25 protein-coding genes are annotated in these 25,717 nt (G+C 40.9%); 12 read left to right on the top strand and 13 right to left on the bottom strand.

Annotation, left to right across the window (positions count from 1 at the left end):
* Positions 1–515 precede the first annotated feature (515 nt).
* Complete coding sequence (locus V2H77_RS05225; protein ID WP_341497966.1) at positions 516–908, top strand: hypothetical protein; 393 nt, start codon at positions 516–518, stop codon at positions 906–908.
* Between the two features lie 473 nt (positions 909–1,381).
* On the opposite strand, the gene V2H77_RS05220 is transcribed toward V2H77_RS05225, so the two are convergent.
* Positions 1,382–2,245 carry a helix-turn-helix domain-containing protein gene (locus tag V2H77_RS05220; protein ID WP_036780805.1) on the bottom strand — a complete coding sequence of 288 codons (864 nt, stop codon included), beginning with the start codon at positions 2,243–2,245 and terminating at the stop codon, positions 1,382–1,384.
* Positions 2,246–2,747: 502 nt separating this feature from the next.
* On the opposite strand from V2H77_RS05220, the gene xthA reads away from it, so the two are divergent.
* The gene (gene xthA, locus V2H77_RS05215; RefSeq protein WP_341497965.1) at positions 2,748–3,554 is read left to right on the top strand and encodes an exodeoxyribonuclease III; all 807 of its coding nucleotides are present in this window, start codon (positions 2,748–2,750) and stop codon (positions 3,552–3,554) included.
* Between the two features lie 61 nt (positions 3,555–3,615).
* Here xthA and V2H77_RS05210 read toward each other — a convergent pair whose 3' ends face one another.
* From V2H77_RS05210 to V2H77_RS05200, 3 genes are read right to left on the bottom strand one after another with little or no spacing between them, the layout of a single operon-like run.
* Positions 3,616–5,544, bottom strand: a complete 1,929-nt coding sequence (locus tag V2H77_RS05210; protein WP_341497964.1) for a DNA topoisomerase III — start codon at positions 5,542–5,544, stop codon at positions 3,616–3,618.
* Positions 5,545–5,549: 5 nt separating this feature from the next.
* The gene (gene selD / locus V2H77_RS05205) at positions 5,550–6,593 is read right to left on the bottom strand and encodes a selenide, water dikinase SelD (protein ID WP_341497963.1); all 1,044 of its coding nucleotides are present in this window, start codon (positions 6,591–6,593) and stop codon (positions 5,550–5,552) included.
* Between the two features lie 12 nt (positions 6,594–6,605).
* Entirely contained in the window at positions 6,606–7,157 is a 552-nt protein-coding gene (locus V2H77_RS05200; RefSeq protein WP_341497962.1) for an NAD(P)H nitroreductase, read from the bottom strand.
* A gap of 170 nt (positions 7,158–7,327) precedes the next feature.
* On the opposite strand from V2H77_RS05200, the gene sppA reads away from it, so the two are divergent.
* The 3 genes from sppA to pncA all read left to right on the top strand — a co-directional run bounded on the left by sppA (position 7,328) and on the right by pncA (position 10,988).
* Positions 7,328–9,193, top strand: coding sequence for a signal peptide peptidase SppA (gene sppA, locus V2H77_RS05195; RefSeq protein WP_341497961.1), 1,866 nt, complete (start codon positions 7,328–7,330; stop codon positions 9,191–9,193).
* A 124-nt stretch (positions 9,194–9,317) separates the two neighbouring features.
* Positions 9,318–10,337, top strand: coding sequence for an asparaginase (ansA, locus tag V2H77_RS05190; protein WP_341497960.1), 1,020 nt, complete (start codon positions 9,318–9,320; stop codon positions 10,335–10,337).
* 12 nt (positions 10,338–10,349) lie between these two features.
* The gene (pncA, locus tag V2H77_RS05185; protein WP_341497959.1) at positions 10,350–10,988 is read left to right on the top strand and encodes a bifunctional nicotinamidase/pyrazinamidase; all 639 of its coding nucleotides are present in this window, start codon (positions 10,350–10,352) and stop codon (positions 10,986–10,988) included.
* Between the two features lie 62 nt (positions 10,989–11,050).
* Here pncA and V2H77_RS05180 read toward each other — a convergent pair whose 3' ends face one another.
* Positions 11,051–11,320 carry a YeaC family protein gene (locus V2H77_RS05180; RefSeq protein WP_341497958.1) on the bottom strand — a complete coding sequence of 90 codons (270 nt, stop codon included), beginning with the start codon at positions 11,318–11,320 and terminating at the stop codon, positions 11,051–11,053.
* A gap of 82 nt (positions 11,321–11,402) precedes the next feature.
* On the bottom strand, positions 11,403–11,813 hold the full coding sequence (gene msrB / locus V2H77_RS05175; RefSeq protein ID WP_341497957.1) for a peptide-methionine (R)-S-oxide reductase MsrB: 411 nt from the start codon (positions 11,811–11,813) through the stop codon (positions 11,403–11,405).
* A gap of 344 nt (positions 11,814–12,157) precedes the next feature.
* Between msrB and gapA the strand changes: the two genes are divergently transcribed.
* The gene (gapA, locus tag V2H77_RS05170; protein ID WP_341497956.1) at positions 12,158–13,153 is read left to right on the top strand and encodes a glyceraldehyde-3-phosphate dehydrogenase; all 996 of its coding nucleotides are present in this window, start codon (positions 12,158–12,160) and stop codon (positions 13,151–13,153) included.
* A gap of 124 nt (positions 13,154–13,277) precedes the next feature.
* On the top strand, positions 13,278–14,156 hold the full coding sequence (locus V2H77_RS05165) for a D-hexose-6-phosphate mutarotase (RefSeq protein ID WP_341497955.1): 879 nt from the start codon (positions 13,278–13,280) through the stop codon (positions 14,154–14,156).
* Between the two features lie 80 nt (positions 14,157–14,236).
* On the opposite strand, the gene V2H77_RS05160 is transcribed toward V2H77_RS05165, so the two are convergent.
* The 4 genes from V2H77_RS05160 to fadR form a co-directional block, all read right to left on the bottom strand.
* Positions 14,237–14,989, bottom strand: a complete 753-nt coding sequence (locus V2H77_RS05160; RefSeq protein ID WP_341497954.1) for a MipA/OmpV family protein — start codon at positions 14,987–14,989, stop codon at positions 14,237–14,239.
* A 269-nt stretch (positions 14,990–15,258) separates the two neighbouring features.
* A complete protein-coding gene (gene dadX / locus V2H77_RS05155) occupies positions 15,259–16,335 on the bottom strand; it encodes a catabolic alanine racemase DadX (RefSeq protein ID WP_341497953.1) in 1,077 nt (358 codons plus the stop codon).
* Positions 16,336–16,341: 6 nt separating this feature from the next.
* Entirely contained in the window at positions 16,342–17,652 is a 1,311-nt protein-coding gene (locus V2H77_RS05150; protein ID WP_341497967.1) for a D-amino acid dehydrogenase, read from the bottom strand.
* Positions 17,653–18,164: 512 nt separating this feature from the next.
* Positions 18,165–18,893, bottom strand: a complete 729-nt coding sequence (fadR, locus tag V2H77_RS05145) for a fatty acid metabolism transcriptional regulator FadR (RefSeq protein WP_139654112.1) — start codon at positions 18,891–18,893, stop codon at positions 18,165–18,167.
* Positions 18,894–19,116: 223 nt separating this feature from the next.
* On the opposite strand from fadR, the gene nhaB reads away from it, so the two are divergent.
* Positions 19,117–20,664, top strand: coding sequence for a sodium/proton antiporter NhaB (gene nhaB / locus V2H77_RS05140; RefSeq protein WP_341497952.1), 1,548 nt, complete (start codon positions 19,117–19,119; stop codon positions 20,662–20,664).
* 181 nt (positions 20,665–20,845) lie between these two features.
* Positions 20,846–21,355, top strand: a complete 510-nt coding sequence (gene dsbB, locus V2H77_RS05135) for a disulfide bond formation protein DsbB (RefSeq protein WP_341497951.1) — start codon at positions 20,846–20,848, stop codon at positions 21,353–21,355.
* Positions 21,356–21,485: 130 nt separating this feature from the next.
* Here dsbB and V2H77_RS05130 read toward each other — a convergent pair whose 3' ends face one another.
* The 3 genes from V2H77_RS05130 to V2H77_RS05120 form a co-directional block, all read right to left on the bottom strand.
* Positions 21,486–21,788 (bottom strand): putative hemolysin, encoded by a 303-nt coding sequence (locus V2H77_RS05130; protein WP_341497950.1) that lies wholly within the window; start codon positions 21,786–21,788, stop codon positions 21,486–21,488.
* Positions 21,789–21,841: 53 nt separating this feature from the next.
* Positions 21,842–22,174: a DMT family transporter gene (locus V2H77_RS05125; RefSeq protein WP_049581354.1), complete on the bottom strand. Its 333-nt coding sequence runs from the start codon at positions 22,172–22,174 to the stop codon at positions 21,842–21,844.
* An 891-nt stretch (positions 22,175–23,065) separates the two neighbouring features.
* Entirely contained in the window at positions 23,066–23,545 is a 480-nt protein-coding gene (locus V2H77_RS05120) for an Hcp family type VI secretion system effector (protein ID WP_341497949.1), read from the bottom strand.
* A 492-nt stretch (positions 23,546–24,037) separates the two neighbouring features.
* Here V2H77_RS05120 and V2H77_RS05115 point away from each other — a divergent pair, with 492 nt between their 5' ends.
* From V2H77_RS05115 to V2H77_RS05105, 3 genes are all read left to right on the top strand, one after another.
* The gene (locus tag V2H77_RS05115; protein ID WP_341497948.1) at positions 24,038–24,928 is read left to right on the top strand and encodes a hypothetical protein; all 891 of its coding nucleotides are present in this window, start codon (positions 24,038–24,040) and stop codon (positions 24,926–24,928) included.
* Between the two features lies 1 nt (position 24,929).
* Entirely contained in the window at positions 24,930–25,337 is a 408-nt protein-coding gene (locus V2H77_RS05110) for a hypothetical protein (protein WP_341497947.1), read from the top strand.
* 27 nt (positions 25,338–25,364) lie between these two features.
* The coding region (locus tag V2H77_RS05105) for a hypothetical protein (protein ID WP_341497946.1) at positions 25,365–25,717 on the top strand (353 nt) is incomplete at its 3' end.

Here is a 25,717-nt window from a genome sequence, read left to right as displayed (position 1 = left end):
ATGATATTCTCTCAAGATATCTGTCCTTTCACTATCCTTAGAGTTAGCCATTAGATTAACCTATTCAGACAACGTATTATCAGAGCAAGTGTAATTTGTATGTTACGCTGATATACCCACCATTTATTCTTTATCTTCTACAACAAAATAAATCATTTATAGATAAGATAATCTCCTTAATTAGCCGATAAAAAAGTCAAGAATTTTTTATTACAAAATAGCGTTCATTTAATTTTGATTAAATTTCAACAATAAATGACCAAATATCTTAAAAAAAACCGGCAACCATCCCAATTAATATGATATTGATTGATAACATTCTCATTTGTTCTTAATGAGAATTAATTGACAAAGATAGAGGTAAATGAGTACTACGACGCGGAAAATAATTACCAATTAATCAATAAAGTCACTTTGTGATGTTAAATAAATTCATAAAGTCATGGAACTATCTGCCTTGTTAAACTGTCATAAACTTGTTACTCATTCCCTTACAATTAAGGATGGAAATAATAATGGCGCTAAAACAACTCATCTCAGCCATTCTGATTTTTAGTTTACTACCAACTGCTGCACTCGCAGAAAAACCACAGAACTATCTCTACACTTCATCCGATGAGCTCAATCAATTACGTCCTCTGCTGGAACATCAAGACATTGGCGGTGTACAAGTTGTTTATAGCTGGAAACAATTGGAGAGCGTACCGGGGAAATATGATTTTTCCGCAATCAAAAAAGATTTGTCGTTGCTTAACAGAATAAAAAAGAAGCTGTTTATTCAGATCCAGAATCGTTTTTTTGAGAAAAATACCCGCTATATTCCATTTTATTTCCAACAAGGCACAAAATATCAAGGCGGTTTAGTTGCTCAAGTTGATAATCCCGGTGAAGGCAAAACACAAGGTTGATGAAAAACGCTTATCCCTTTTTCAATCGTTACTAAAGGCAAACTGGATTTGGTGGCAATGGCAGTCCAAGAACCCACACTGACCTATACCAACCCAAAAACCAAAAAACCCCTCACTCAGGAGGAGTTTACCAATTTTGCCGAAAACTATTTGGAGGCTAACATTATTTTTTGGAGTACTACAACACCGCGGCTAACGCAATAAGGCAAAAGCCATGCAAATTTGTGATGCGCAATGGGTTTGTACCAAACACCAGACGAGAATGAATCATAATGTCAGGCTGGTAGTACATGTTGCCCCAAAAGGCGAGGAACAGTCCATTTTTCCTCACCACTACCAAATATTTACTTGGAATATTCAAATAAGAATTATAGATATAAATTTATCATTTAGGTACAGTGAAAAATCTTTATAATTATCTCCGTATAACAACAACGCGGAGCTTACAATAATCTTCTCCGCGTAGATGAATTTTAACTCATGTCATTGACTGAATCGATAAAACGATTAAGTACGCTTGAGTGTGATTTAGACTTATAAATATAACATTGATTTGCTGCGCCAGGTTTTGCGATAGGAACAAAACTCAAAGCGTCTCCTCCTTCCAATTCATCAGGATGAGAATCGGTAATAAATATATAATCTCTGGAATAAATGAAATTCATGCAGCATCCCATATTATCCATCTGACGCATATTTACTTTTCCACCACTTTGAATAACTTCTTCTTCCAGGTTTTTAATGAAACTACTTTTATAAAGTACAGGATCACAGAGCCAAGTATTACTCTTTAGCAATTGCATCACATCGCCGCCAGCAATATCCAATAATTCTTTTCGGCAGCAAATTCCCAATTCAGGCCCTTTGATTTTACGAATGAGACTAAAACGGTCACTTAGTATCTTTTCTGAGCTCAGAATGAGCGTGTTGCCGTCGTAATCCACTATTTCTTCAATGTTATCATAACTAAACCGGAATATATTTACCTGGGAGCTATTTCTGTCAGCTGCTTTATATAAATAAATAAGATGTTTGTTTTTCCCCCAATCGTAATAAATATTAACTATGTTACATATACTACCACTTATATGTTTTTTAGTTATTTCTTTTTCTTGTAAATAAAGATCCTTAAGATCATTATATAATTCTAAACCATCTTTAGTCAGACTCATCCCAAATTTCTCCCTTTTGAAAAGGCGCTTCCCTAATGTTGCCTCGAAGTCTTTGATTGATTTAGCTACTGGAGGAGTTGTACGGTTCATCACTCTTGCCGCTTTACTTAAAGAACCATTTTCCACCACTGCCATGAATGCTTCTAATTTACGAGAAAAAAACATAATTCACCGTTCCTATATAACCTGTGGCTAAAATAATTTCTTTGAAATAGCCTTCACCAAATGACAGCTAAATCAAGTTTGATACTGTGAAGGCATAAATTTTGTACAAAAAAACAAATACTTCTCAAACATATACCACATAAAAAAAGCGTATGTTCAATACATAGGTGGCTCAATAAACTCTATTATTCATGTTTATCATGGTTCAAAAATTAATCTTAACCAATCAACCATTAGAAAATATAAACATTACTAACGAGCTCAATTTTCTATCAAAGATTAGGATAGGGTTCTACATTTTTCAGTAATCAATTTTTGTAACACTTGAGATAAAAACGGTCTAACTGAGGCTCTTTCTCACCACAAATTATTATATTTTCCACAACAAATTATAATATTAGGGGACCCGTTACTATTTCGTGCTGACCATTGTCAATAGTTACTTTTTAAGATCCATCTGTTACTATTGTTGCTGTGTCTTTTTACTGGATGGCTGTAAAAGATGAAATTTATCTCTTTTAATATTAATGGATTACGTGCCCGCCCCCATCAGTTAGCTGCGATCGTCGAGCAGCATCGACCCGATGTTATCGGCTTACAGGAAACAAAAGTTCATGATGAAGCGTTCCCTTTAGAAGAGGTTAGAGAACTTGGCTATCATGTATTTTATCACGGCCAGAAAGCCCATTACGGCGTCGCACTGTTAACGCGCCAGGCGCCTCTTGCTGTACATCGTGGTTTTCCAGGGGATGATGAAGATGCTCAACGCCGTGTTATCATGGCGGAAATGGAGACCCCGCACGGGCCATTGACCGTTATTAACGGCTATTTTCCACAGGGAGAAAACCGTGAGCATCCAGTGAAATTTCCGGCAAAAGAGAAATTTTATCAGGATCTGCAAAACTACCTGGAGCAAAACTTAACCCCTCAATCACAAGTGATTATTATGGGTGATATGAATATTAGCCCGACAGATCTGGATATCGGAATTGGCGAGAACAACCAAAAACGCTGGTTAAAAACTGGTAAATGTTCCTTCCTGCCAGAAGAGAGAGATTGGATGGCGCGCCTGAAAAATTGGGGCCTGATTGATACATTCCGCCATCTCAATCCTGAATGTAACGACCAATTTTCCTGGTTTGATTATCGCTCCAAAGGGTTCGATGATAATCGAGGGCTACGTATTGATTTACTGCTTGCAAGTAAACCCTTGGCGGAGCGCTGTATCGCAACAGGTATTGACTATAAAATCCGTGAGATGGAGAAACCATCGGACCATGCCCCTGTTTGGGCAGAATTTAAAATTTGATATTCTATTAACGTCGAATATCAATCGTTTATTTTAAAATAACGCTAATAATTGCTGCGCCCTATGGCGCAGCCGTTTTAGTATTTTTTATTGTTTTCGTTTTTTTCCCTCTTTTATCTTTAACCGGCAATGGTGGTAAGTCACGAAAAGCCGTTAAATTACGGTTCTGTTTAGCCTGCCAAATTAATTGCTGCAATATCTCCTCAAGCGGCCCCATGAAATCTTGATAACGAAACTGTTTTTCGCTGATTTGCGTTAATCGGGACTCCCAATGGGCGGTCATATCCGGTAAAGCGGCCATATCTGGCAATACATGAATCAACGCTCTACCCGCAGGTGTTGCATGAATATGACGCCCTTTCTTATAAAGAAACTCCCGTTTAAACAGCAATTCGATAATGCCAGCCCGTGTTGCTTCCGTCCCCAGTCCATCTGTTGCACGAAGAACTTTTTTCAGTTCCTTATCCTGTACAAAACGGGCAATTCCTGTCATAGCGGAAAGGATAGTTGCATCAGTAAATGGTTTCGGAGGTTGAGTTTGGCGCTCTACCACCTCTCCTCTTTCACACAATAATTCATCGCCTTTAGCAACAACGGGTAATGGCGTTCCATCATTCTCTTCATCACGCTCTTTATTACCAAGCAACGTTCTCCAACCTGCCTCAGCAAGAAAACGAGCTTTGGCAATAAATTTTCCACCCGCAATTTCTAATTCAATAACACATTTACGGAATATGGCATCCGGGAAAAATTGCATCAAATATTGTCTGGCAATCAAACCATAAATATTAGCCTCGTTATCGGTCAGATTTATATGACTACTTCGTGCTGTAGGGATAATTGCATGGTGAGCATCAACCTTTTTATCGTCCCAACAACGATTCTTTCTATCTATTTCCAGTAATTCTTGCGGCAACAGATTTTTTGCATGAATAGATATCGCGTTAAGCACCGCATGACGACCGGCAAAGTGTTCATCAGGCAAATAACGGCAATCAGAACGGGGATAAGTAATTAGCTTATGTGTTTCATATAATCGCTGACAAATGTCCAACACTTGCTGCGCATTTAAGCCAAAACGCTTAGCCGCTTCAATCTGCAAAGAAGATAATGAAAACGGCAAAGGCGCGACTTCAGATTCCCGCTTATCCTGATAAGAGGTCACATAGGCTGGTTGACCGGTTATTCTGGCTACAACGTGTTCAGCCAGAGGCCGGTGGATCAATCGCCCTTCTTCATCCAAAAAATCAATACAAGATTCACTTGGTTGCCAGATAGCGATAAAACGTTCATCTTTCGGCGTAACAATATGCGCTTTCACCTCAAAAAAATCTTTCGGTACGAAGTGCTCAATCTCTTCATCCCGGCGAACCACTAACCCCAAAACCGGGGTCTGAACCCGCCCGACAGATAATACTCCCTGATACCCCGCATTGCGGCCAAGCAAGGTATAAGCACGGGTCATATTAATGCCGTACAACCAATCAGCTCTGGCTCTGGCGAGAGCTGAAACACATAGCGGAACAAAATCCCGGTTATCTCTTAACCGCTCAATAGCTCTGGTCACCGCCTGTGGATTTAGATCGCTTATCAAGCAACGGAAAACATTTTTTCGTCTCACATCATCCAATTTCAAAAAATCCAGAACCTCATCCACCAACAGTTGCCCTTCTCGATCCGGGTCACCGGCGTGCACTATTTCATCGGCTTTTTTCAGCAATGTCTGGATGATGTTGAGCTGCTTCTCAACAGAAGGTCGAGGTTTTAACTGCCATTTTTCAGGAATGATTGGAAGATCAACTAATGACCAACGGGCAAAACGGCTGTCATAAGCATCAGGCTCCGCCTGTTCCAACAAATGCCCGATACACCAGGTAACAAACTGGTTATCGCCACAAGCGATAAAGCCATCGCCACGGCGATGCGGTTTTGGTAAAACATCGGCAATCGCCCTGGCTAGGCTAGGTTTTTCTGCAATAAAAAGCCGCATGGGTGTTATTCATTGACCTCAATGAGTACTCTGCCTGGCTGTTGCTCAGACAATTCGCCAATCGCGGTCAGTTCGATGCCATGGCATCGTGCAATCGCTTTCACTTCGTCTATAGCCTCCGGTAAAACAGCCAACAACAAGCCACCAGATGTTTGTGGATCACATAACAGTTTGCGCTGAAGTTCTGTCATTTCACCAATAAGATGACCGTAACTATCAAAATTACGCCCGGTTCCCCCCGGAACACAACCCTTTTCAATATAAGATTCCACTTCCGGCAGTTTAGGCACTTTTGCAAAATGGAGAGTGGCCTGAACCCCCGATCCTTCACAAATTTCACTCAAATGCCCTAAAAGACCAAACCCGGTTACATCGGTCATTGCTGTAACACCCGCCACCTCAGCAAAATCCACCCCCAACTTATTTAAGCGGCACATGGTTTCTATCGCGACGCCCTGATGTTCAGGCAACAGCAAGCCTTTTTTCTCCGCCGTGGTCAATACGCCGATTCCAAGCGGCTTGGTCAGAAATAGCTGGCAACCCGCTTGCGCTGCGCTGTTCTGTTTCACTCGGTCAATATTAACGATACCGGTTACAGCCAAACCAAAAATAGGTTCAGGCGCATCAATAGAGTGCCCTCCCGCCAGTGCAATCCCGGCCCCTTTACACGCAGCTCGGCCGCCTTCAATCACCTTACGGGCAATTTCCGGCGCCAATTTATCGATAGGCCATCCCAAAATAGCTATCGCCATAATGGGCTTACCGCCCATCGCATAAATATCGCTGATAGCATTTGTGGCGGCAACGCGCCCAAAATCAAAGGGATCATCGACAATCGGCATGAAGAAATCTGTCGTACTGACAATGCCGGTACCGTTGCCAATATCATAAACCGCAGCATCATCACGGGTTTCATTACCAACCAGTAAGTGAGGATCAAGAAACTTCTCCTGCTCACTATGCAGAATGGTTTCCAAAACTTTTGGTGAAATTTTACAACCGCATCCAGCACCGTGGCTATATTGGGTAAGGCGAACTTCTGTTGACATAACAGACCTCGGTTACAAGTAGCTGACAAAATTGGTCATATCAGGCGGAGTAACCTTATTTGGCGCTCTTAGCGCAGGCGTTCCAAGGTAGAGAAAACCCACGATTTTGTCATGTTCACAACAACCCAAACCGGCACGCACGGTATTATCATCAATCCACGGGCCGGTACGCCAGATACCGCCAAACCCTTGAGCCACAGCAGCCATTTGCATCGCATGTACAGCACAACCAGCGGAAACCACCTGCTCCCACTCAGGTATTTTGGAATTCTCAGCCACTTTTGCAATAACAGCGATGATTAATGGCGCACGATAAGGCGCGCTTTTCGCTTTTTCTTCCGCCTCAGCGCCAAGCTGGCTATCAATGGCGGCTTGATGAAGTAATCGACTAAACCGTTCAATACCTTCATCCTGCATGACAATAAAATGCCACGGACGTAATGCGCCATGATCAGGCGCTCTCATTCCCGCCTCCAGAATACGCTGCAATGCGTCACCTTGAGGCGCCGGGGTTGTTAAACGTGATACTGAACGTCTGTTCAACAAAAGTTCTAATGCGTCCATCTTTTCTCTCCTAGATAATGTATTTTGTTATAAGCTAACATTTTCTGTTTATTTGTTAACAAATAAAAGCCCTAAAGCTGTCTTTTCAGGCAATATGCCACGATTTGAAGCTGACATTTACCTGTCTGCTCATTAGGATAGCTTCACTTGATCCTATTTTTGGAGATGATATGCGTATTTTATGGAAGTTGATCGCAAGATTATTTAAATGGAGTTGGCGATTATTAAATTTTATTCGGGAAGTCATTTCAAACCTGATTTTTATCATGCTGATTCTGGTTGTCGTTGGCGGTTTTCTGCTCTATCAACAACCAAACAAAACAGCAGATAGTTATCGGGGAGCATTATATGTCAATCTCACCGGTGTTATTGTGGATCAGGTCTCTAACCGTACTCCATTGACTCAATTGAGCCGTGAACTGTTTGGCGCATCCAGCAACAAATTCCAGGAAAACTCCCTGTTTGATATTGTTGATAGCATTCGCCAGGCAAAAATCGATAACAAAATCACAGGATTGGTGCTGAAACTTGATGACTTTATCGGCGCCGATCAGCCATCTATGCAGTATATCGGTAAGGCAATTAATGAGTTTAAAACTTCCGGTAAACCGATCTATGCTATCAGTGACAGTTATAATCAGTCGCAATATTACCTGGCTACCTTTGCCGATAAAATCTATCTATCGCCACAAGGAACGGTTGGCCTTTATGGCTATTCAACCAATAACCTGTATTACAAATCCCTATTGGACTCACTGAAAGTTACCGCGCATATTTTCCGCGTCGGCACGTATAAATCGGCCGTTGAACCGGTTATGCGTGATGATATGTCCCCCGATGCCCGCGAAGCTGATAGCCGTTGGGTCAACGGTCTGTGGAACAACTACCTCAATACTGTCGCTACCAACCGCAAACTCACTGTTGATCAGGTATTCCCAGGCGCTGATCAGATGATTGCCAACTTACGCGCTGTTGGCGGAGACAATGCGCAATATGCGCTTAAACACAAACTGGTCGATTATGTTGCGTCACGCAATGTCATTGAAAGCGACATGACAAAAGCCTTTGGTTGGGACGAAAAAAACCGTCACTTCAATGCTATCAGCATTTATGATTATGCGCCGCAATTGGTGGAAGGCAAATCATCATCTAAAGGCAATATCGCCGTTATTGTCGCACAAGGCGCAATTGTCGATGGGCAGCAGACTCCAGGTATGGTTGGGGGTGACACAACCGCCGCTCAGATTCGTCAAGCTCGTCTGGATGATAATATCAAAGCCGTTATTCTGCGAGTAAACAGCCCCGGCGGCAGTGTGAGCGCTTCTGATGTTATCCGCACCGAACTGGCCGCGCTACGTGCAGCCAATAAGCCTGTGGTGGTTTCTATGGGGGGAATGGCGGCATCCGGTGGTTACTGGATCTCTACGCCATCTAACTACATCATCGCAAACCAAAGTACGTTGACGGGCTCTATCGGTATCTTCGGTGTTATCACCACGTATGAAAACAGTCTGGAACATATCGGTATCCACACTGATGGCGTTTCCACGACACCATTCGCAGGTATTTCTGTTACCAAAGGACTCAGCAAAGAGTTCTCAGAGCTGATGCAGCTTAATATCGAAAATGGCTATAACAACTTTATCGGCCTTGTTGCCAATTCACGCCACAAAACACGGGAAGAAGTCGATAAAATTGCTCAGGGACATGTGTGGATTGGTCATGATGCTAAGACCAATGGATTGGTCGACCAATTAGGGGATTTCGACGATGCAGTCACTAAGGCGGCTGAATTGGCAAAATTGGACACCCCAGAACTTGACTGGATGCAGCCTGAAATGTCATTCAGTGAGTTGCTGATGAGCCAGTTGACAGCAACCGCGCAAGCTATCGTACCGGAAGCGATTCAAGCCTGGCTCCCCGCGCCGTTGGCTCAAGCGGCTCAGGAAGTGAAACAACAAAGTGAGTTCTATCGCCATTTGAATGATCCGCAAAATCGTTATGCATTCTGTTTAAATTGCGGAGATATTCGCTAAGCAACTCATAACAATGCATGATTCCAGCAATAGCTCGATTAATTTAGCCTGACAGATCCCTGCCAGGCTTTTTTTATTCTGTAATACTCCTATAATCCTGCTGATCTTTTTATGAGGTGCAATCATGCAGAAGAAGTCTATTTACGTCGTCTATACTGGCGGAACCATTGGGATGCAACACTCATCTCAGGGATACATTCCCGTTTCCGGGCATTTACAACGCCAATTAACAAAGATGCCCGAATTCCATCGACCAGAAATGCCGACATTCACCATCCGTGAACATCAACCACTGATTGATTCTTCTGATATGACCCCAGAAGACTGGCAATTTATCGCTGATGATATCCGAGAAAACTACCATGATTATGATGGGTTCGTGATCCTGCATGGTACGGATACAATGGCATTTACCGCATCAGCCCTCTCCTTTATGTTTGAGAATCTGGGTAAGCCCGTCATTGTCACTGGGTCGCAAATCCCACTGGAAGCACTGCGCTCCGATGGGCAGACAAACTTGTTGAATGCGCTTTATCTTGCCGCTAATTACCCAGTGAACGAAGTCAGCCTGTTTTTCAATAATAAACTGTTTCGTGGGAACCGGACCGTCAAAGCCCATGCCGATGGTTTCGATGCTTTTGCTTCGCCAAACTGTTCTCCATTAATGGAAGTCGGTATTAACATCAAAACCTTCAATACATGTTTTGCCCCTGCCAGCCACGGAGAGTTTATTACTCATCAGATTACCCCTCAGCCAATTGGCGTAATCACCATTTATCCTGGCCTTTCCAGTCAGGTTGTGAATAATATTTTAATGCAGCCGGTTAAGGCTCTCATCCTGCGCTCGTATGGCGTCGGAAACGCACCTCAACACCCTGAATTATTGAAAGAGCTAAAACAGGCAACAGAGAGAGGGATCGTAGTTGTTAATTTGACTCAATGCATTTCCGGCCGAGTCAATATGGACGGTTATGCAACGGGCCATGCTCTGGCCGAAGCAGGGGTAATAAGCGGCTACGATATGACTTTTGAAGCAACTTTAACTAAGTTGCACTATTTACTCAGTCAACCCTATGGCAATGAAAAAATTCGTTATTTAATGCAACAGAATTTACGTGGTGAATTAAGTTATACCGATAAATAATCAAGGAAAGAGATGAAAACAGCCCTATTACTTATTGATCTACAGAATGACTTCTGTACCGGCGGCGCTTTAGCCGTAGAAGAGAGCGAACAAGTCATTGTTGCAGCAAATCAGGCAATTGATATTTGTCTGAAACACAATATCAGCATTATTGCCACCCAAGATTGGCACCCTGCTGAACATATGAGCTTTGCAGTAAATTCCGGCCAAAAGATCGGCGATATCGGTATATTAAACGGTATTCCGCAAGTTTGGTGGCCGGTACACTGTGTTCAAGGTCAGCCCGGCGCTGATTTCCATCCACAGCTAAACAAGCAGGCAATTGTTGAAATTTTCCACAAAGGTGAAAATCCACAGATCGATAGCTACAGTGCTTTCTTTGACAACGGTCATCAGAGTAAAACTCGGCTTGATGACTGGCTGCAAGCACAGCAAATTGAACGCCTGTTTATTATCGGTATCGCTACCGATTATTGCGTGAAGTTTACCGCGCTGGATGCGTTGGCATTAGGTTATGAAACTTGGGTCATTACCGATGGTTGTCGAGGGGTTAACCTCAGCCCAAATGATAGCCAATCAGCATTCAAAGAGATAACAGAGAAAGGCGCTATATTGATAGAACTTGCTCAACTAGAAGGCGCTCTTCTCTGATATCAATCCAAGGCCAGGCTGAGTTTACACACTCAGCCTTTTCATCACCTACTTGCGAAAGATTATGGCTTGAATGTTGCCACCCTCTCAGACTGAAAGATCGTTTTCAGTTCTTGTTTACTCTTCATCACCAACTGACCATTAGTACCAATCGTCATATGTTGCGGATCATGGTTATGCCTTGATTGCCATAACATAATCATTTGCAAACTATGCTCTTTCTGCTCTACCGTTAGAGGTACACCATCCTGCCATTTACCCAGTTCTACTGCCTGAACCAAGCGTTGATATATTTCTGGTGTCATTACAGATAACAGATCATCCAGTTCCATTGATATTTCCTCATTATTTTCCAGAATTAGCTGAAACGATTTTTCGCGTAAATTAAGATTATGTCCGCAATAATAAAAACGATTAACCGACTGTTTTCTCGCCTGTATTTTCATCAGTAAAGCTTAATGCAGCCGAATTGATGCAAAAACGTTCTCCTGTCGGTTGCGGACCATCAGGGAACACATGTCCCAAATGAGCGTTGCAATGACTGCAACGTACCTCAATACGATGCATATTGTGACTATCATCATCAAGATACTGCACTGCATCATGAGTAACAGGCTGGTAAAAACTCGGCCAGCCACAACCAGAATCAAATTTAGTGTCGGACACAAATAACGGCTGCTCACAGCATAAACAATGATACACGCCGCTTTTCTTATTATGTAGCAATTTCCCTGAAAATGGCGGCTCTGTCCCGGCATTCTGGGTTACATGACGCTGAATATCAGTAAGTTCTTCATAAAGGGAAACATCAGGATTCTTAGCCATAACGACCACCTTAATAATAGGACTCATGCTTTCAATAAAATTGATTAATTATAACAAAAGATTAACATTACAGCAGTGGAATTTATTTTCCGCGGTTAACTGGATCGGTTTATCCTACTAGTTTGTGATGTGACTCGCATATCTAACCAATTAACTTTCAATATCTGTCTACGCCTTGATAATGATGGGCGGCTCGATTTGCCAGTACCCTATAGCAAGCGTCTAAATGGTGAGCTCAAAGCTAAGTTTTTCAGCTATTGACACGATTCCGCTTGACGGCTGGCAAGGTTTTGGTAACTTTAGTAATAATTTTTAATTCACTAAAAAATAGCTGGTGGAACACTATGACTATCAAAGTAGGTATCAACGGTTTTGGTCGTATTGGCCGTATTGTTTTCCGTGCTGCACAAGAACGTTCAGACATCGAAATCGTTGCAATCAACGATTTGTTGGACGCCGAATACATGGCTTACATGCTGAAATACGATTCAACTCACGGTCGCTTCAACGGCACTGTTGAAGTAAAAGACGGCCACCTGATTGTTAACGGCAAAGTTATCCGCGTTACAGCAGAAAGAGATCCAGCTAACCTGAAATGGAATGAAGTGGATGTTGATGTTGTTGCAGAAGCAACAGGTATCTTCCTGACTGACGAAACCGCACGTAAGCACATTGCCGCTGGTGCGAAAAAAGTTGTTCTGACCGGCCCATCCAAAGATGACACGCCTATGTTTGTTATGGGTGTTAACCACAAAACTTATGCAGGCCAGGACATCGTTTCTAATGCTTCTTGTACCACTAACTGTCTGGCGCCGCTGGCTAAAGTTATCAATGATAAATTCGGCATTGTTGAAGGTCTGATGACCACGGTTCACGCAACAACAGCAACTCAGAAAACCGTTGACGGTCCTTCTGCGAAAGATTGGCGTGGCGGTCGTGGCGCTGCTCAAAATATCATCCCATCATCTACCGGCGCAGCTAAAGCTGTTGGTAAAGTTATCCCTGAGCTGAACGGTAAACTGACCGGCATGGCTTTCCGCGTTCCTACTCCTAACGTATCGGTTGTTGACCTGACCGTGCGTCTGGAAAAACCAGCCACTTATCAACAAATTTGTGGCGTGATCAAAGATGCTGCTGAAGGTGAACTGAAAGGCGTTCTGGGCTACACCGAAGATGACGTCGTATCTAACGATTTCAATGGCGAAAAACTGACTTCTGTATTTGACGCTAAAGCGGGTATCGCCCTGAACGACAACTTTGTGAAACTGGTTTCCTGGTACGACAACGAAACCGGTTACTCTAACAAAGTTCTGGATCTGATTGCTCACATCGCTAAATAACTGAGTAACTTCCTTGCTGAAAAGAGCTGCCCTTCCCCGGCAGCTCTTTTGTTTCAATCTGTGCACAACATGCGTTATTCTTGGGGCCATGCCATCTCCCAGTTTTGGTTCAAAGGTTATGCGGATGAACGATAGAATCTTTTCATTACCGGTTGCAGAACAGATTTCTCCAGCTATTAGTCAACGAAATATAGATGGCTTCCCACTGATAGTCGTCTCTCATCCTAAAGTTCGTGGCGCAATCAGTCTGCAAGGGGCGCATCTCATCGCCTGGCAACCTAGTGGTGAGGAACCGGGGTTGTGGTTAAGCAAGAAAACCGCATTTGCAGCAGGCACGGCTATCCGCGGCGGCATTCCTATTTGTTGGCCTTGGTTTGGTTCCTCAAGAGCGCCAAGTCACGGTTTTGCCAGAATTCTTCCCTGGGAATTTAGCGCACATAATGAACATGAAAATGGCGTCATATTAACTTTCACGCTGAGAGACAATGAATATACCCATAAATTGTGGCCTCATGATTTTACCTTGATTGCCCGTTTCAAACTGTGTGAAACCTGTGAAGTGGAGCTGGAAACCTATGGTGATTATCAAGCCACCTGCGCCCTACACACTTATTTGAATATAGGCGATATTAATCAAATTTCAGTCAGTGGTTTAGGTAAACATTTTATTGATGCCGTTGCTGATAAAGAGCAATACACAGCAACAGAAGATTTTATTTTCAACGGTCGTACTGATCATATTTATACCGAGCCAGAAGATTTTAATCTGATAAGGGATAAATCGCTGAAACGAACAATTGAAATTCACCATTATCATCACAGTGATGTTGTATGCTGGAATCCAGGCGCCCAACTATCGAACAGCATGAAAGATATGTGTAATGAAGGTTATAAAAATATGATTTGTGTAGAAACAGCGCGTATCCATAATCCATTAATTTCTAAAGATGATAGTCCAGCCCACCTTTCAGTTTTAATCCGTTGCCGGAAAGACTATCAGTAAATATCTCACTCATTCACATCAAAAAGACTGAATACTACCTAGTGAATTCAGTCTCTATTCGATATTATTGCTACGAGCAATTAAAAACTGTATGTAATACCTGTCCAGACAATACTTGAATATGACTTATTAACCATCGGGCTATCTTTAATTTCACTCGGTAAACGCTCAACACGCCCCATCATAAATGCAGACCATGCCTGGTTAAATTTATAATTGGCAGATAATTCCACATAGGGAATCCAGCTATCATCTGGAGTATATTTTTCTAATCCGCTACGGCGCGATTCATTATCTTTGATGCCATACTCATAACGATTTTGTTTTTTACTATTCCAAACTACACCTAACCCTGGTTGTAATGACCAATCATCACTTTTAAATTCATACAAATAAGCCAGATCAATCGTTATGCCTTTACTTTTACTCAAAGTATCCGCAGCAAAAGAGCTACGCAGCGTTCCCCAATCTTCAATATGACGATAGCTAAAACCGCCCATCATTGTATCATGGCGACGATCCAGCCTTTTCATCTGCTTATCTTCATTATCTTTTGGACGGAAACTTTGAGGATAATAATAGACATCTAAAGATAGTTGATCTTTTGGTTGATTCCACAAATAGTACCCGGCGGCTAAAGTATGAAAATAGAAATTGTCACTTTCATAATTAACCATTGGAACAAAAAACACTTTATCTTTATTTTTTACTCCCTTATAAGGTGATGCCTCAGCCAAAACAGAGGCGCCAATTGACCACTGCCCCGCATAAGCTAAAGATGAAGAAAGACCAAAAGCGACGACTGTGGTTAAAATTTTAGCTTTGTTGATCATGATTAACTATTTCCCTTAAAACAATTATGCGATTAGCTATTATCAAGTGTAAAAGATCATTTCCCTCATTTCCAAGTAATAATGTCCCATTTTTCTTAAAGAGCACAATATGTTTAATGCCCCCCCAATTTTTCTGACAAAAATAGACAGATTACATCAAACAAAAATATATTAATTTAGCGAAAACGGTAATTTATTTCCCGCAACAATACCAGACGCTAACTACTATTTGTTGACACGCCGTCTGGTATTTAACGGCATTCAGGTATTTAACGACATATAGATACCGGAACCCGATCTGCCAATGCACATAATAATTCATAGCCAATCGTGCCAGGAATCCCGGCCACATCATCCACCGGCAAGTTTTGCCCCCACAATTCAACAGAACTGCCAATTTGGGCCTGCGGACAAGGCGTTAAATCCACCGACAACATATCCATTGATACGGTACCTAATACTTGGGTCCTAACGCCATCGACAATAATCGGCGTTCCCGTCATTGCACGACGGGGATAACCATCAGCATAGCCACAGGCAACTGTACCGACTCGCATAGGGCCTGGCGCGGTATATTGACTGCCGTAACCGATTTTGTCTCCTGCTTTGAGATTCTGAATGGCAATAATTTCACTTTGCAGACTCATCACTGCTTTCAATCCAATATCGGCAATATCTTTCCACTTTCCACTCGGTGAGGCGCCATATAGCACAATACCAGGACGTACCCAATCTCTATGAGTTTGCGGATACCATAAAGAAGCGGCTGAATTAGCCAGAGATTGAGAAATATCCAATCCCTGACTGACCGAATTAATAACGTTAAGCTGCTCAGTAACGCCAATTTCCTTATTATCCGCATTGGCAAAATGTGACATTAATGTTATTTGCCCAATTTGCCGGATGCGCTTTGCCGATGATAAAACCGTTCTATATTGATCCGCAGGAAATCCCAATCGATTCATACCGCTATTGAGTTTGAGATAAATATCGATCGGCTTACTCAAATTGGCCATCTCTATTGCTTTCAGTTGCCAATGACTATGCACTACTGTTATTAACCGATATTCATCAATTATCGACAAATCTTCGGGTTTAAAAAATCCTTCCAATAGCAAAATTGGCCCTTGCCACCCCTGCTCCCGTAATAAAATCGCCTCATTAAAATCAAGTAAAGCAAATCCATCTGCCTGATCAAGATATTGCCATACGCAACTCAGACCATGCCCATAAGCATTTGCTTTGACAACAGCCCAGATCTTACTATTACCGACCTTATTACGAATAATCGCCAGATTATTTTCCAATGCATCAAGATGGATCGTTGCCGAAATTGGACGTGGCATACTCTATTAGCCTCTCAGTTCAGTGTGTAATTGATGGCTAAATGGCGCCAATTTTGCATTAAAACCATTAATATAACGAAATACTGACAAATCATCAGATGCAATGGCGGGCTTTTTACCCGAAATAATATCAGCCAGCAACTGACTAGAACCACATGCCATTGTCCATCCCAATGTACCATGCCCTGTATTTAGATAGAGATTGTGATATTCAGTCGGACCAACAATCGGGGTACCATCCGGCGTCATTGGACGTAATCCCGTCCAAAAACGAGTCTCAGTGATATCGCCGCCGCCTGGATAAAGGTCTTGTACCACCATTTTCAATGTTTCATAGCGTGCTTTAAGCAGATCCAAATTGAAGCCTACAACTTCTGCCATTCCGCCCACACGAATACGGTTATCAAACCGGGTAATCGCAATTTTATATGTTTCATCCAATGCAGTAGATACCGGAGCCCGTTCCGCATCGACAATAGGCATAGTTAATGAATAACCTTTCAGTGGATATACTGGGATTTTGACCAGACCTTTTAACAATTCTGTTGAATAGGCGCCCATAGCAACAACATAGTTGTCTGCTGTCATAACGCCATCTTCGCACTGAACGCCGGTAATTCGATGCCCTTCCACCAATAATTGTTTGACCTGTTTATTAAACAGAAACCTTACGCCCGCCGCTTCCGCCATTTTTGCCAATTCTTTGGTGAAAAGCTGACAATCGCCCGTTTCGTCGTTCGGTAATTGTAAGCCCCCCGTCAATTTGTGAGCGACATGCGCCAATGCCGGCTCTACTGTCGCCAGTTTATCTGCCGTTAATAAATTGTAAGGAACCCCTTCCTGTTCAAGAACCGCTATATCATTCACGGCATTATCAAACTGCTTATTAGTACGGAATAACTGAAGCGTACCCCCTTGACGCCCTTCATATTGAATACCGGTATCTGCCCTCAACTGTTTGATACAGTCACGGCTGTATTCTGCCAATCGTACCATCCGGCTCTTATTTATCGCATAGTGACTGGCATCGCAATTACGCAACATCTGCCACATCCAGCGTAACTGAAACAACGATCCATCAGGACGAATAGCCAATGGAGCATGGCGTTGAAACATCCATTTAATGGCTTTCAATGGAATACCCGGCGCTCCCCACGGAGTCGCGTATCCCGGCGAGATCTGCCCGGCATTAGCGGCACTGGTTTCCTCAGCAGCGCTTCCCTGGCGATCAATGACAGTGACTTCATGACCTTGCTGTACCAAATACCAGGCACTGGTTACACCAATAACACCACTACCTAAAACAAGGATTTTCATCATAACCCCCAGACGATTTAAAATTTTAGGCAAGCATAATATGCTGTTTATAAAAAACCAATATAGAACAATCATCGGTCACGTCAATAATCTACATTTATGATTTAGGTCACAATTAGATTACATTTATGCAACAGATTTATTTGTGATTTATACATAGCCAAATTATAAAAATTAACATTAAAATCATAAAATTAAGGAAATAATTACGATACAAATCGCACGATAATTATTTCATATCAGTTCATTATTCTAAGTTTTTCGGCGAAAAAAGCGAATCAATTAAACAACCACAAGATACTAATAACCATCAATTACTCGAAATAAAAATTCAAATAAAAACCAAATATTCAGAATAATATTCTGAAATAGAGACGTTAACGATTGGCTTGAAATTGAATGAGAAAAAAGAAACAAAACTCCCGATACAGAGCATTCTGTACCGGGCCAATTCAAAATAATTTTGATTTGAAACTAATAGATCGGATAAGGCTTGGAATTAAGTAAAAAGACTAACGAGACATCAGCGACAATTCAGATAAATCACTTGGCATTGTACTTTGCATACTGTGCCAAATGACACCGCTCTCTTTACCATAGTTACGTACACATTCCATGACATTATCGTAGGATTTATCATGGCATAATATCACCAGTTGCTGATAAAAATTCAGCGCCAATTTACGCGCCTCAGGATTAGAGAAGTAATAACGCCCTATACGAGTATATAGCCCTTTCAACCCATTGATAATAAGGCCATAAATTGGATTACCTGAAGCAAAAGCTAAACCGCGGAAAATATCATAATCTAGCGCGCTAAATGACTCTGAATTATCTTCCACCTGTTCTTTTTCTGCCAGTACTTCCAATGACTTACCCGGATTATGCCTAAAAGCGGTGCGAATAAATATCGCTGCGATATTCGTTCTCACCGCCAGTAGGTTATCAATCAACTCAGGAACGCGATCGTGATCAAGACGGGCCAGAGTCTCTAAAATATTAAGACCCGATGTTTCCCAAAAGTTATTCACTTTTGTTGGTTTGCCATGCTGAATAGTTAACCATCCATCGCGTGCCAAACGCTGCAATACTTCACGCAGGGTAGTTCTTGTCACACCAATTAACTCAGATAATTCACGTTCTGCCGGAAGAATGGAGCCAGGAGGAAAACGGCCGTTCCATATACTCTCAATAATATACTCTTCCGCAAAACCTGCGGGACTTTGAGCCTTAATGACCATATTTTTGTTATTCCAACGTGATTTTTTCAACTAATAATAGATGAAATTATATCAGAATACGCAACTTCAATATAGCTATGTAGTCTAGAAAGCGTAAAGGCGGTCATGAAAAAAAGCGTACTAATGCTTAATTACACCTCATTTCCCTTAAAATATTCTGTATTAAAGCGTACTATTGTTTAAAGAACACAATCTTACGAATTTTAGAGGAACTTTAATTGCAATGGAAACCAGTATCCTAAAAACAGCGGTAAAAAACTTTCTCGGCAACTCGCCAGATTGGTATAAGCTAGCTATTATCATCTTTCTCATCACCAACCCATTGATATTTTTCTTTATTAACCCATTCGTCGCAGGCTGGCTGCTTGTTATCGAATTTATCTTTACTTTAGCAATGGCCCTTAAATGTTACCCGTTACAACCGGGCGGCCTGTTGGCAATTGAAGCAGTCATCATCGGCATGACCTCGCCTCAACAAGTTGGTCACGAAATTGCTAATAACTTGGAAGTTGTACTGTTGCTGATATTTATGGTCGCAGGAATTTACTTTATGAAGCAATTACTATTATTTGCTTTCACTAAACTCCTGCTCTCCATAAAATCTAAGCGTATGCTTGCCTTGGCATTCTGCTTGGCTAGCGCATTTCTGTCGGCATTTCTTGATGCCCTGACCGTTATCGCGGTGGTCATTAGTGTCTCCCTTGGCTTCTATTCCATTTACAACAACTTTATTACTAATCAGCATGATGTCATTAATTCTAAACATGACCATCATATTGACACAGCAAAAAAGAAACAAACGCTTGAACAATTTCGTGCTTTTTTGCGCAGTCTGATGATGCATGCAGGTTTAGGTACTGCCCTCGGTGGTGTGATGACGATGGTCGGAGAACCACAAAATCTGATTATCGCCAAAAACGTTAATTGGGATTTTGTTACCTTCTTTATTCGCATGGCTCCGGTTACCTTACCTGTCTTTATTTGCGGACTGTTAGTCTGTTTTCTGGTCGAACACTTTAAGCTGTTCGGTTATGGTGCAGAATTGCCAGAACGCGTCCGACAAGTATTGGAAGATTATGATAAAAAAACCAGCGCAAAAAGAACACGCAAAGAAAAAGCGCAGCTTATTGCTCAAGCGCTGATCGGGATATGGCTCATTGTCGCGCTGGCGTTTCATCTGGCAGAAGTTGGTTTGATCGGCCTTTCAGTCATCATTCTAACCACGTCGTTCTGTGGTATTACCGAAGAACATGCACTGGGTAAAGCATTTGAAGAGGCGCTACCATTCACCGCATTACTCACGGTATTCTTTTCTATCGTTGCCGTCATCGTTGACCAGCAACTGTTTACGCCATTTATTCAGTTCGTATTACAGGTTTCTGAAACTTCTCAACTCTCCCTATTCTATCTATTTAATGGCCTGCTCTCATCAGTATCAGATAACGTGTTTGTTGGTACGGTTTATATCAATGAAGCGAGAGCAGCTCTGCAAGAGGGGCTAATTTCACATAAACAATTTGAATATCTGGCAGTTGCGATTAATACCGGCACTAATCTACCTTCTGTCGCCACACCTAATGGGCAAGCGGCATTTCTATTCCTGTTGACTTCGGCATTATCGCCATTAATTCGTTTATCTTATGGTCGCATGGTGATGATGGCATTACCTTATACCATTGTCATGACGCTGGTCGGTTTGCTGTGTGTAGAATTTCTGCTAATTCCAGTCACTGACATGATGGTTCATTGGGGCTTAATTGCTTTGCCATAATCGGCAATAATTCATTTCATAGTATTAACGAGCCAATGCCGTATTGAGCAAAAATTATACTCAATACGGTTCTATTTTTTCCCGAAAAAGCCAGATTGACCTTAATTGGCTTTTTTTGTTACCTGTAAGTCGGCAAAATAGGCGTTCAATTATTTATCTTAATCTGTATGGAAAAACGGAAATGATGCGATTTTTAAACCACTGTTCTCAAGGACGAAGCGCATGGCTGTTAATGACCTTGACCGCCCTGATACTGGAAGGCTCGGCATTATATTTTCAACATGTGATGAAATTACAACCCTGCGTGATGTGTATTTATGAACGGGTTGCTCTGTTTGGTGTATTGGGCGCCGGAGTATTGGGTATGATCGCGCCAAAAACGCCGTTACGCTGGCTGGCGATTATTTTGTGGATCTACAGCGCCTGGAGCGGCCTGCAACTGGCATGGAAACATACTATGATGCAGTTGCACCCTTCTCCATTTAATACCTGTGATTTCTTCGTAAACTTCCCTTCATGGTTGGCGTTAAATCAATGGCTTCCTTCTGTATTTGAAGCTACAGGCGATTGTTCAGTAAGACAATGGCAATTCCTGACATTAGAGATGCCGCAATGGCTGGTCGGTATTTTTGCGGCTTACCTGATTGCTGCTGTATTAGTATTAATCAGCCAATTTTTTATCCGTAAATAACGACTAACTCAGACAGCTAAAAATGATTGTCTGATGAATCAAATATACTCGCAGAATCATGCCTAAGGCTGCCTATAACCGGATATCCGAACGGCATGTTCCTGCTCATATCAGTTACTTAATTTCTACCTCAAATTGATGCACAGGAACCTTGCAATAGCGCCCTTTCATCACAACGCTTACCATTTGCCAACTGGCAAACAGGTATTTGCGCGCCATTTAATTGTATTGCTAATGCAGGCATACCACCTGCATAAGAACAGATTGCTCTGGCATTATCCCTAAGAGCAACTTCCGGTTGAGAATATTGTATTGCCTGATATTGGATAGATGTTTTCCCTGCCTGGCTACTACAACCCGCTAATACAGCAATACTAAAAAGCACGCCTAATAAGACTATCTGGAATCCTTTATTATGACTAACGTTTAACATATCTCCTCTCCAGAAAACGATTCAGGGAAAACAGAAGCGCCGTTAATTGTTAATTAATGTGCGCTGCTATTAGAAAGCAGGTTTATTACCATTACACCGGCAACAATAAGAGCCATACCTAAAATAGCCGCCCAATCCAGCTTCTGCTGATATAAAAATATCGCGGCAACAGAAACCAACACAATACCCAAGCCAGACCATATGGCGTAAGCAATCCCTAATGGCACCACTTTGACCACCTGAGATAACCCCCAGAAAGCGATGCCGTATCCAACAATGACCAATATAGAAGGGAATAGTTTACTAAACCCATCAGAGGCTTTTAATGAAGCCGTTGCGATAACCTCAGCAACAATTGCCATTGCTAAATATACAAATCCATTCATATCCTTACTCTCTATAGTAGAAAAAATAAATCGACCAACGTTAATAGATAAAAACGGATTGAATCTATCACAAACGCTTTAAGGTGTAACGTAACAAAATTGATATATTTTGTTCCTTAAATCCAATTTGAACCTTATTTACAACCGGCCTACAGAAGTACACCGCAGGCAGGAAAATCGTTGCAGATATTCTACAAGAAATATGAAAAAGTGCTAATCATAGGTTCCAACTTTGAGATTCAGATCAGAATCATTCACACAATAACCCTCAAGATTATTTAAGTAAATATGTATTGTAAAATTAGCAACCAGTATACTTATAAGTTAAAAATAATCCTATCATTTGATTAAGCCATCTAGAGCACGAAACTATCAGGGCGTTAGGTTGTCTAACGTTGAGTCAACATGCTGAACACGACTACGGAAGCAAGAAGCAAATAGAGCATGTTATATTTATTTTATTGATCTTTTCATTATATCAGTAGATATTTACAAGATAAGCCAGCATAACATCAATAAAATCATTAAATTATATATACCCTTCATCTTTCAAGCTGCTGCTTTGTTGGCTGCTTTCACTCACCCCAGTCACATCGTTATCTATGCTCCTGGGGATTCGTTCACTTGCCGCCGCGCTGCAACTCGAAATCTATTAGGTATACATGCTATTAATAGGAAAAAATGAGAATAAATGGACCTGATAATAAATACATACACCAATAACCTTACAGTTTTATTCAAGTTTTATCTTCTGGCTTAATTCATTGAATAAAAACATATTTCATTACCATTAATACAGATGGGACATTCTTTTTCATACCAATGGTAATGTGGTTATTTGAAAAACACACTTATATTCTAACAGAAATATAAGTGTATAAACTGTATTTATCAATAAACCATATCATCCCAAATGAGATATCCTGATGTTCCCGCCATATGATGTCGGCAAGTAATATTAGCATATTGAACTGAAACAACTTCCTCCGGCTGACCATTATTATCATTAATAACATGCGGATAATTAACATTTAAATCACAAATTCTTGCCCCAGTGAGTAAGATGGAATAAAAAAGTTCTTGTGAACCTATTGGAGAGGTCCGATAAATATCAAATGTCAGCTCCAACTTTTCACGGTTAGCAGCCGCTATCATTAACAATGGGGAAGATTTATCTAATAATTTAATAAAGTTTACCGGCTGATAATTGACATGTTGAGCAACAGTCAGACCGTGATTGAATTGCAGCACCATAATCTTATTTTCAAATCCATTCTGATACCGGTTACCAATAGAATCTAAAGTTGAACATCCCTGAGAAATAAGTCCCTGAGATTCACCTTTTATCGTCACATAAATCATATTTGCCATATTAGACCCTAATTAATTTACCTTATGTTCAATTCCACATTTTGAGTTATTTTTCTTTGATTTCAATAAGAGAATTGTAATGAATCGTTAAGTATCTTATATAAATGTAAATATTGCAGGCTTATAGTCAGGCCAAAGATAATAAAAAATTTTCATCACTATTGCTATCCTTTATCAAAGAAAAAAAACGTAAATTAATCAATATCAACAGACAAAACCAGATTGAATTTATACATCACTTAACCCCCTATAAATTCTTACTCCGTAGAGATTAGAAACCCGTTTGCTATATGTTGAAGATAATCCGATTATCTGATTAAGTTATGTTATCTAACATTGGGTCAACATGTTAAAAGCTACCACAGGAACAAATAGAGTATTATGAAAAGAAACATTCAACCCGGTTTCTGTGTCGTACAGCAATCTGGAGGATTGAGTTTTCAAGCAAGTCTGTTATTCAGCCATTCAAATAGCGAAGCGGCCCGGTATTTTATGGCATTAAATTCAAATTACCGATTCCTGAAACCGGGACAAATCCTGCTGGTTGCAGATCCAGATTCCTATAATCCGCCACACATAATACAGCTATTAAAGCAATCTCAGTATGAAGTAAACCGATCCATTTCAGCTTTACCTAATGAATACGCGGCATTTTTGCATCGTCATTTTGGTCTGTTTCACTATGTGCTGGATCAGGGAGGAACTTTGGTTGGTACCGCTTCATCTCTGGGTAACTCTTATTTCTCCCAAATTAAAAAAAATCTGTCAAAATTACAGAAGCTTTATCAAAAAGAATATCGGCTAAATGGGCTAAACCGAAAATATGTCAGTCCCGAGTTTTATGTAGAAAGACAGTTGATTATGGGTAACCTAAAGGGATTATTGAATAAAGTTGGCCGACTCTCTTTGAAAATCGACCAACATCCTAATCTAAAGCATGCGCTAAAGTTATCAACTAAAGCCATTGCTCATCAATGGGATAAAGTCGGAGTTGGCGCAATAAAGGGATATAGTCAAACAATTATACAAAGTGAAAAAATGGTTAAATGGATGAAATATGGTGGCTGGGTTGCAATCGGCTTAGATTTTACTGATACCACCGGGCAAGTTATTGATGCCTGTAATTATGGGCAAACAGGGAAATGTGAAAAAGTAGCTATCAAGGAATATAGTAAATTTGCTGGCAGGACAGGAGTAGGAGCAGGTCTTGCATATATTGGTGGAATTACCGCAGACGCAGCATGTGTTGCTCTTGGTGCTACATCTGGGGGACTAGTTGCTGGAATTTGCATGGCGGGTGGCGGCCTTGCCGGTGGTTATATTGGTAGCAAAGGAGGAGAATTGCTCCTCGAATTTATTGTTGAATCTTCAATGGGACTTTAATATGAATAGAATCACTTTCATCATCTTGGTTATTTTTTTTATCTCTTTCAACCTTTTTCTCATTATATCGATAGCCATTTACAAAATAAATCAAAAAAAGATGGATGAAATTATTGAATTATATATGGAAAAAGGGTTTTGCTTATCAACAGCAGCATACATTGGTCATTCTATGGGTATTCATGGTCAGATTCATCCTGCCATATTTTTCTATAAGTTATTAACAGGGAAAAGAATAAGGATAAATGAGCCTGGTAGTAAATATATGCCCCAAGAATCTTATGATTTCATTCAAAACTTACCCTCCAATTTGACCCACTGGATAAAAATATATTTCATCACTATCAATATAAGCCTTGTATCCTTATCTATATCAATGGCAATATACCTTTTTGAAAAATACGCTTAACTATATGGATATTCATGGGGTGTCAATATGAATATAATCACCTTTATCATTTTACTTGTTTCTTTTTCTTCTTTTCTTCTTTCTCTTGCTATATCAATAACTATTTATAAAATAAATCAGAAAAAGATGGATAAAATTATTGAATTATATATAGGAAAAGGGCTTTTGTTATCAACAGGTGTGAACATTGGTCGTTTTATCGGTGTTTATGGTCAGTTTCAGGTTGCTACATTTTTCTACATGTTATTAACGGGAAAAAGAATAAGGATAAATAGACCTGACAGTAAATACATGTATCAAGAATCTTATGATTTCATTCAAAATTTACCTTCCAGTTTAACTCATTGGATAAAAACATATTTCATCACCATTAATATAAG

It is taken from the genome of Photorhabdus sp. P32 (assembly GCF_038085095.1).
In the GTDB taxonomy this organism is placed as follows: Bacteria; Pseudomonadota; Gammaproteobacteria; order Enterobacterales; family Enterobacteriaceae; genus Photorhabdus; species Photorhabdus luminescens.
Note: the sequence above shows the minus strand (reverse complement) of the source record. Positions and strands in the feature narration are given on the sequence as shown.

Bases quoted from the DNA above. Each gene is read 5' to 3' on its own strand.
- V2H77_RS05165 (WP_341497955.1), top strand. From the start codon at position 13,278: ATGAACGATAGAATCTTTTCATTACCGGTTGCAGAACAGATTTCTCCA.
- pncA (WP_341497959.1), top strand. From the start codon at position 10,350: ATGAAAACAGCCCTATTACTTATTGATCTACAGAATGACTTCTGTACC.
- nhaB (WP_341497952.1), top strand. From the start codon at position 19,117: ATGGAAACCAGTATCCTAAAAACAGCGGTAAAAAACTTTCTCGGCAAC.
- V2H77_RS05130 (WP_341497950.1), bottom strand. From the start codon at position 21,788: ATGTTAAACGTTAGTCATAATAAAGGATTCCAGATAGTCTTATTAGGC.
- sppA (WP_341497961.1), top strand. From the start codon at position 7,328: ATGCGTATTTTATGGAAGTTGATCGCAAGATTATTTAAATGGAGTTGG.
- xthA (WP_341497965.1), top strand. From the start codon at position 2,748: ATGAAATTTATCTCTTTTAATATTAATGGATTACGTGCCCGCCCCCAT.
- ansA (WP_341497960.1), top strand. From the start codon at position 9,318: ATGCAGAAGAAGTCTATTTACGTCGTCTATACTGGCGGAACCATTGGG.
- V2H77_RS05225 (WP_341497966.1), top strand. From the start codon at position 516: ATGGCGCTAAAACAACTCATCTCAGCCATTCTGATTTTTAGTTTACTA.
- V2H77_RS05150 (WP_341497967.1), bottom strand. From the start codon at position 17,652: ATGAAAATCCTTGTTTTAGGTAGTGGTGTTATTGGTGTAACCAGTGCC.
- dsbB (WP_341497951.1), top strand. From the start codon at position 20,846: ATGATGCGATTTTTAAACCACTGTTCTCAAGGACGAAGCGCATGGCTG.
- V2H77_RS05210 (WP_341497964.1), bottom strand. From the start codon at position 5,544: ATGCGGCTTTTTATTGCAGAAAAACCTAGCCTAGCCAGGGCGATTGCC.
- V2H77_RS05125 (WP_049581354.1), bottom strand. From the start codon at position 22,174: ATGAATGGATTTGTATATTTAGCAATGGCAATTGTTGCTGAGGTTATC.
- V2H77_RS05160 (WP_341497954.1), bottom strand. From the start codon at position 14,989: ATGATCAACAAAGCTAAAATTTTAACCACAGTCGTCGCTTTTGGTCTT.
- gapA (WP_341497956.1), top strand. From the start codon at position 12,158: ATGACTATCAAAGTAGGTATCAACGGTTTTGGTCGTATTGGCCGTATT.
- V2H77_RS05120 (WP_341497949.1), bottom strand. From the start codon at position 23,545: ATGGCAAATATGATTTATGTGACGATAAAAGGTGAATCTCAGGGACTT.
- selD (WP_341497963.1), bottom strand. From the start codon at position 6,593: ATGTCAACAGAAGTTCGCCTTACCCAATATAGCCACGGTGCTGGATGC.
- V2H77_RS05110 (WP_341497947.1), top strand. From the start codon at position 24,930: ATGAATAGAATCACTTTCATCATCTTGGTTATTTTTTTTATCTCTTTC.
- dadX (WP_341497953.1), bottom strand. From the start codon at position 16,335: ATGCCACGTCCAATTTCGGCAACGATCCATCTTGATGCATTGGAAAAT.
- V2H77_RS05180 (WP_341497958.1), bottom strand. From the start codon at position 11,320: ATGGAACTGGATGATCTGTTATCTGTAATGACACCAGAAATATATCAA.
- fadR (WP_139654112.1), bottom strand. From the start codon at position 18,893: ATGGTCATTAAGGCTCAAAGTCCCGCAGGTTTTGCGGAAGAGTATATT.
- msrB (WP_341497957.1), bottom strand. From the start codon at position 11,813: ATGGCTAAGAATCCTGATGTTTCCCTTTATGAAGAACTTACTGATATT.
- V2H77_RS05200 (WP_341497962.1), bottom strand. From the start codon at position 7,157: ATGGACGCATTAGAACTTTTGTTGAACAGACGTTCAGTATCACGTTTA.
- V2H77_RS05220 (WP_036780805.1), bottom strand. From the start codon at position 2,245: ATGTTTTTTTCTCGTAAATTAGAAGCATTCATGGCAGTGGTGGAAAAT.
- V2H77_RS05115 (WP_341497948.1), top strand. From the start codon at position 24,038: ATGGCATTAAATTCAAATTACCGATTCCTGAAACCGGGACAAATCCTG.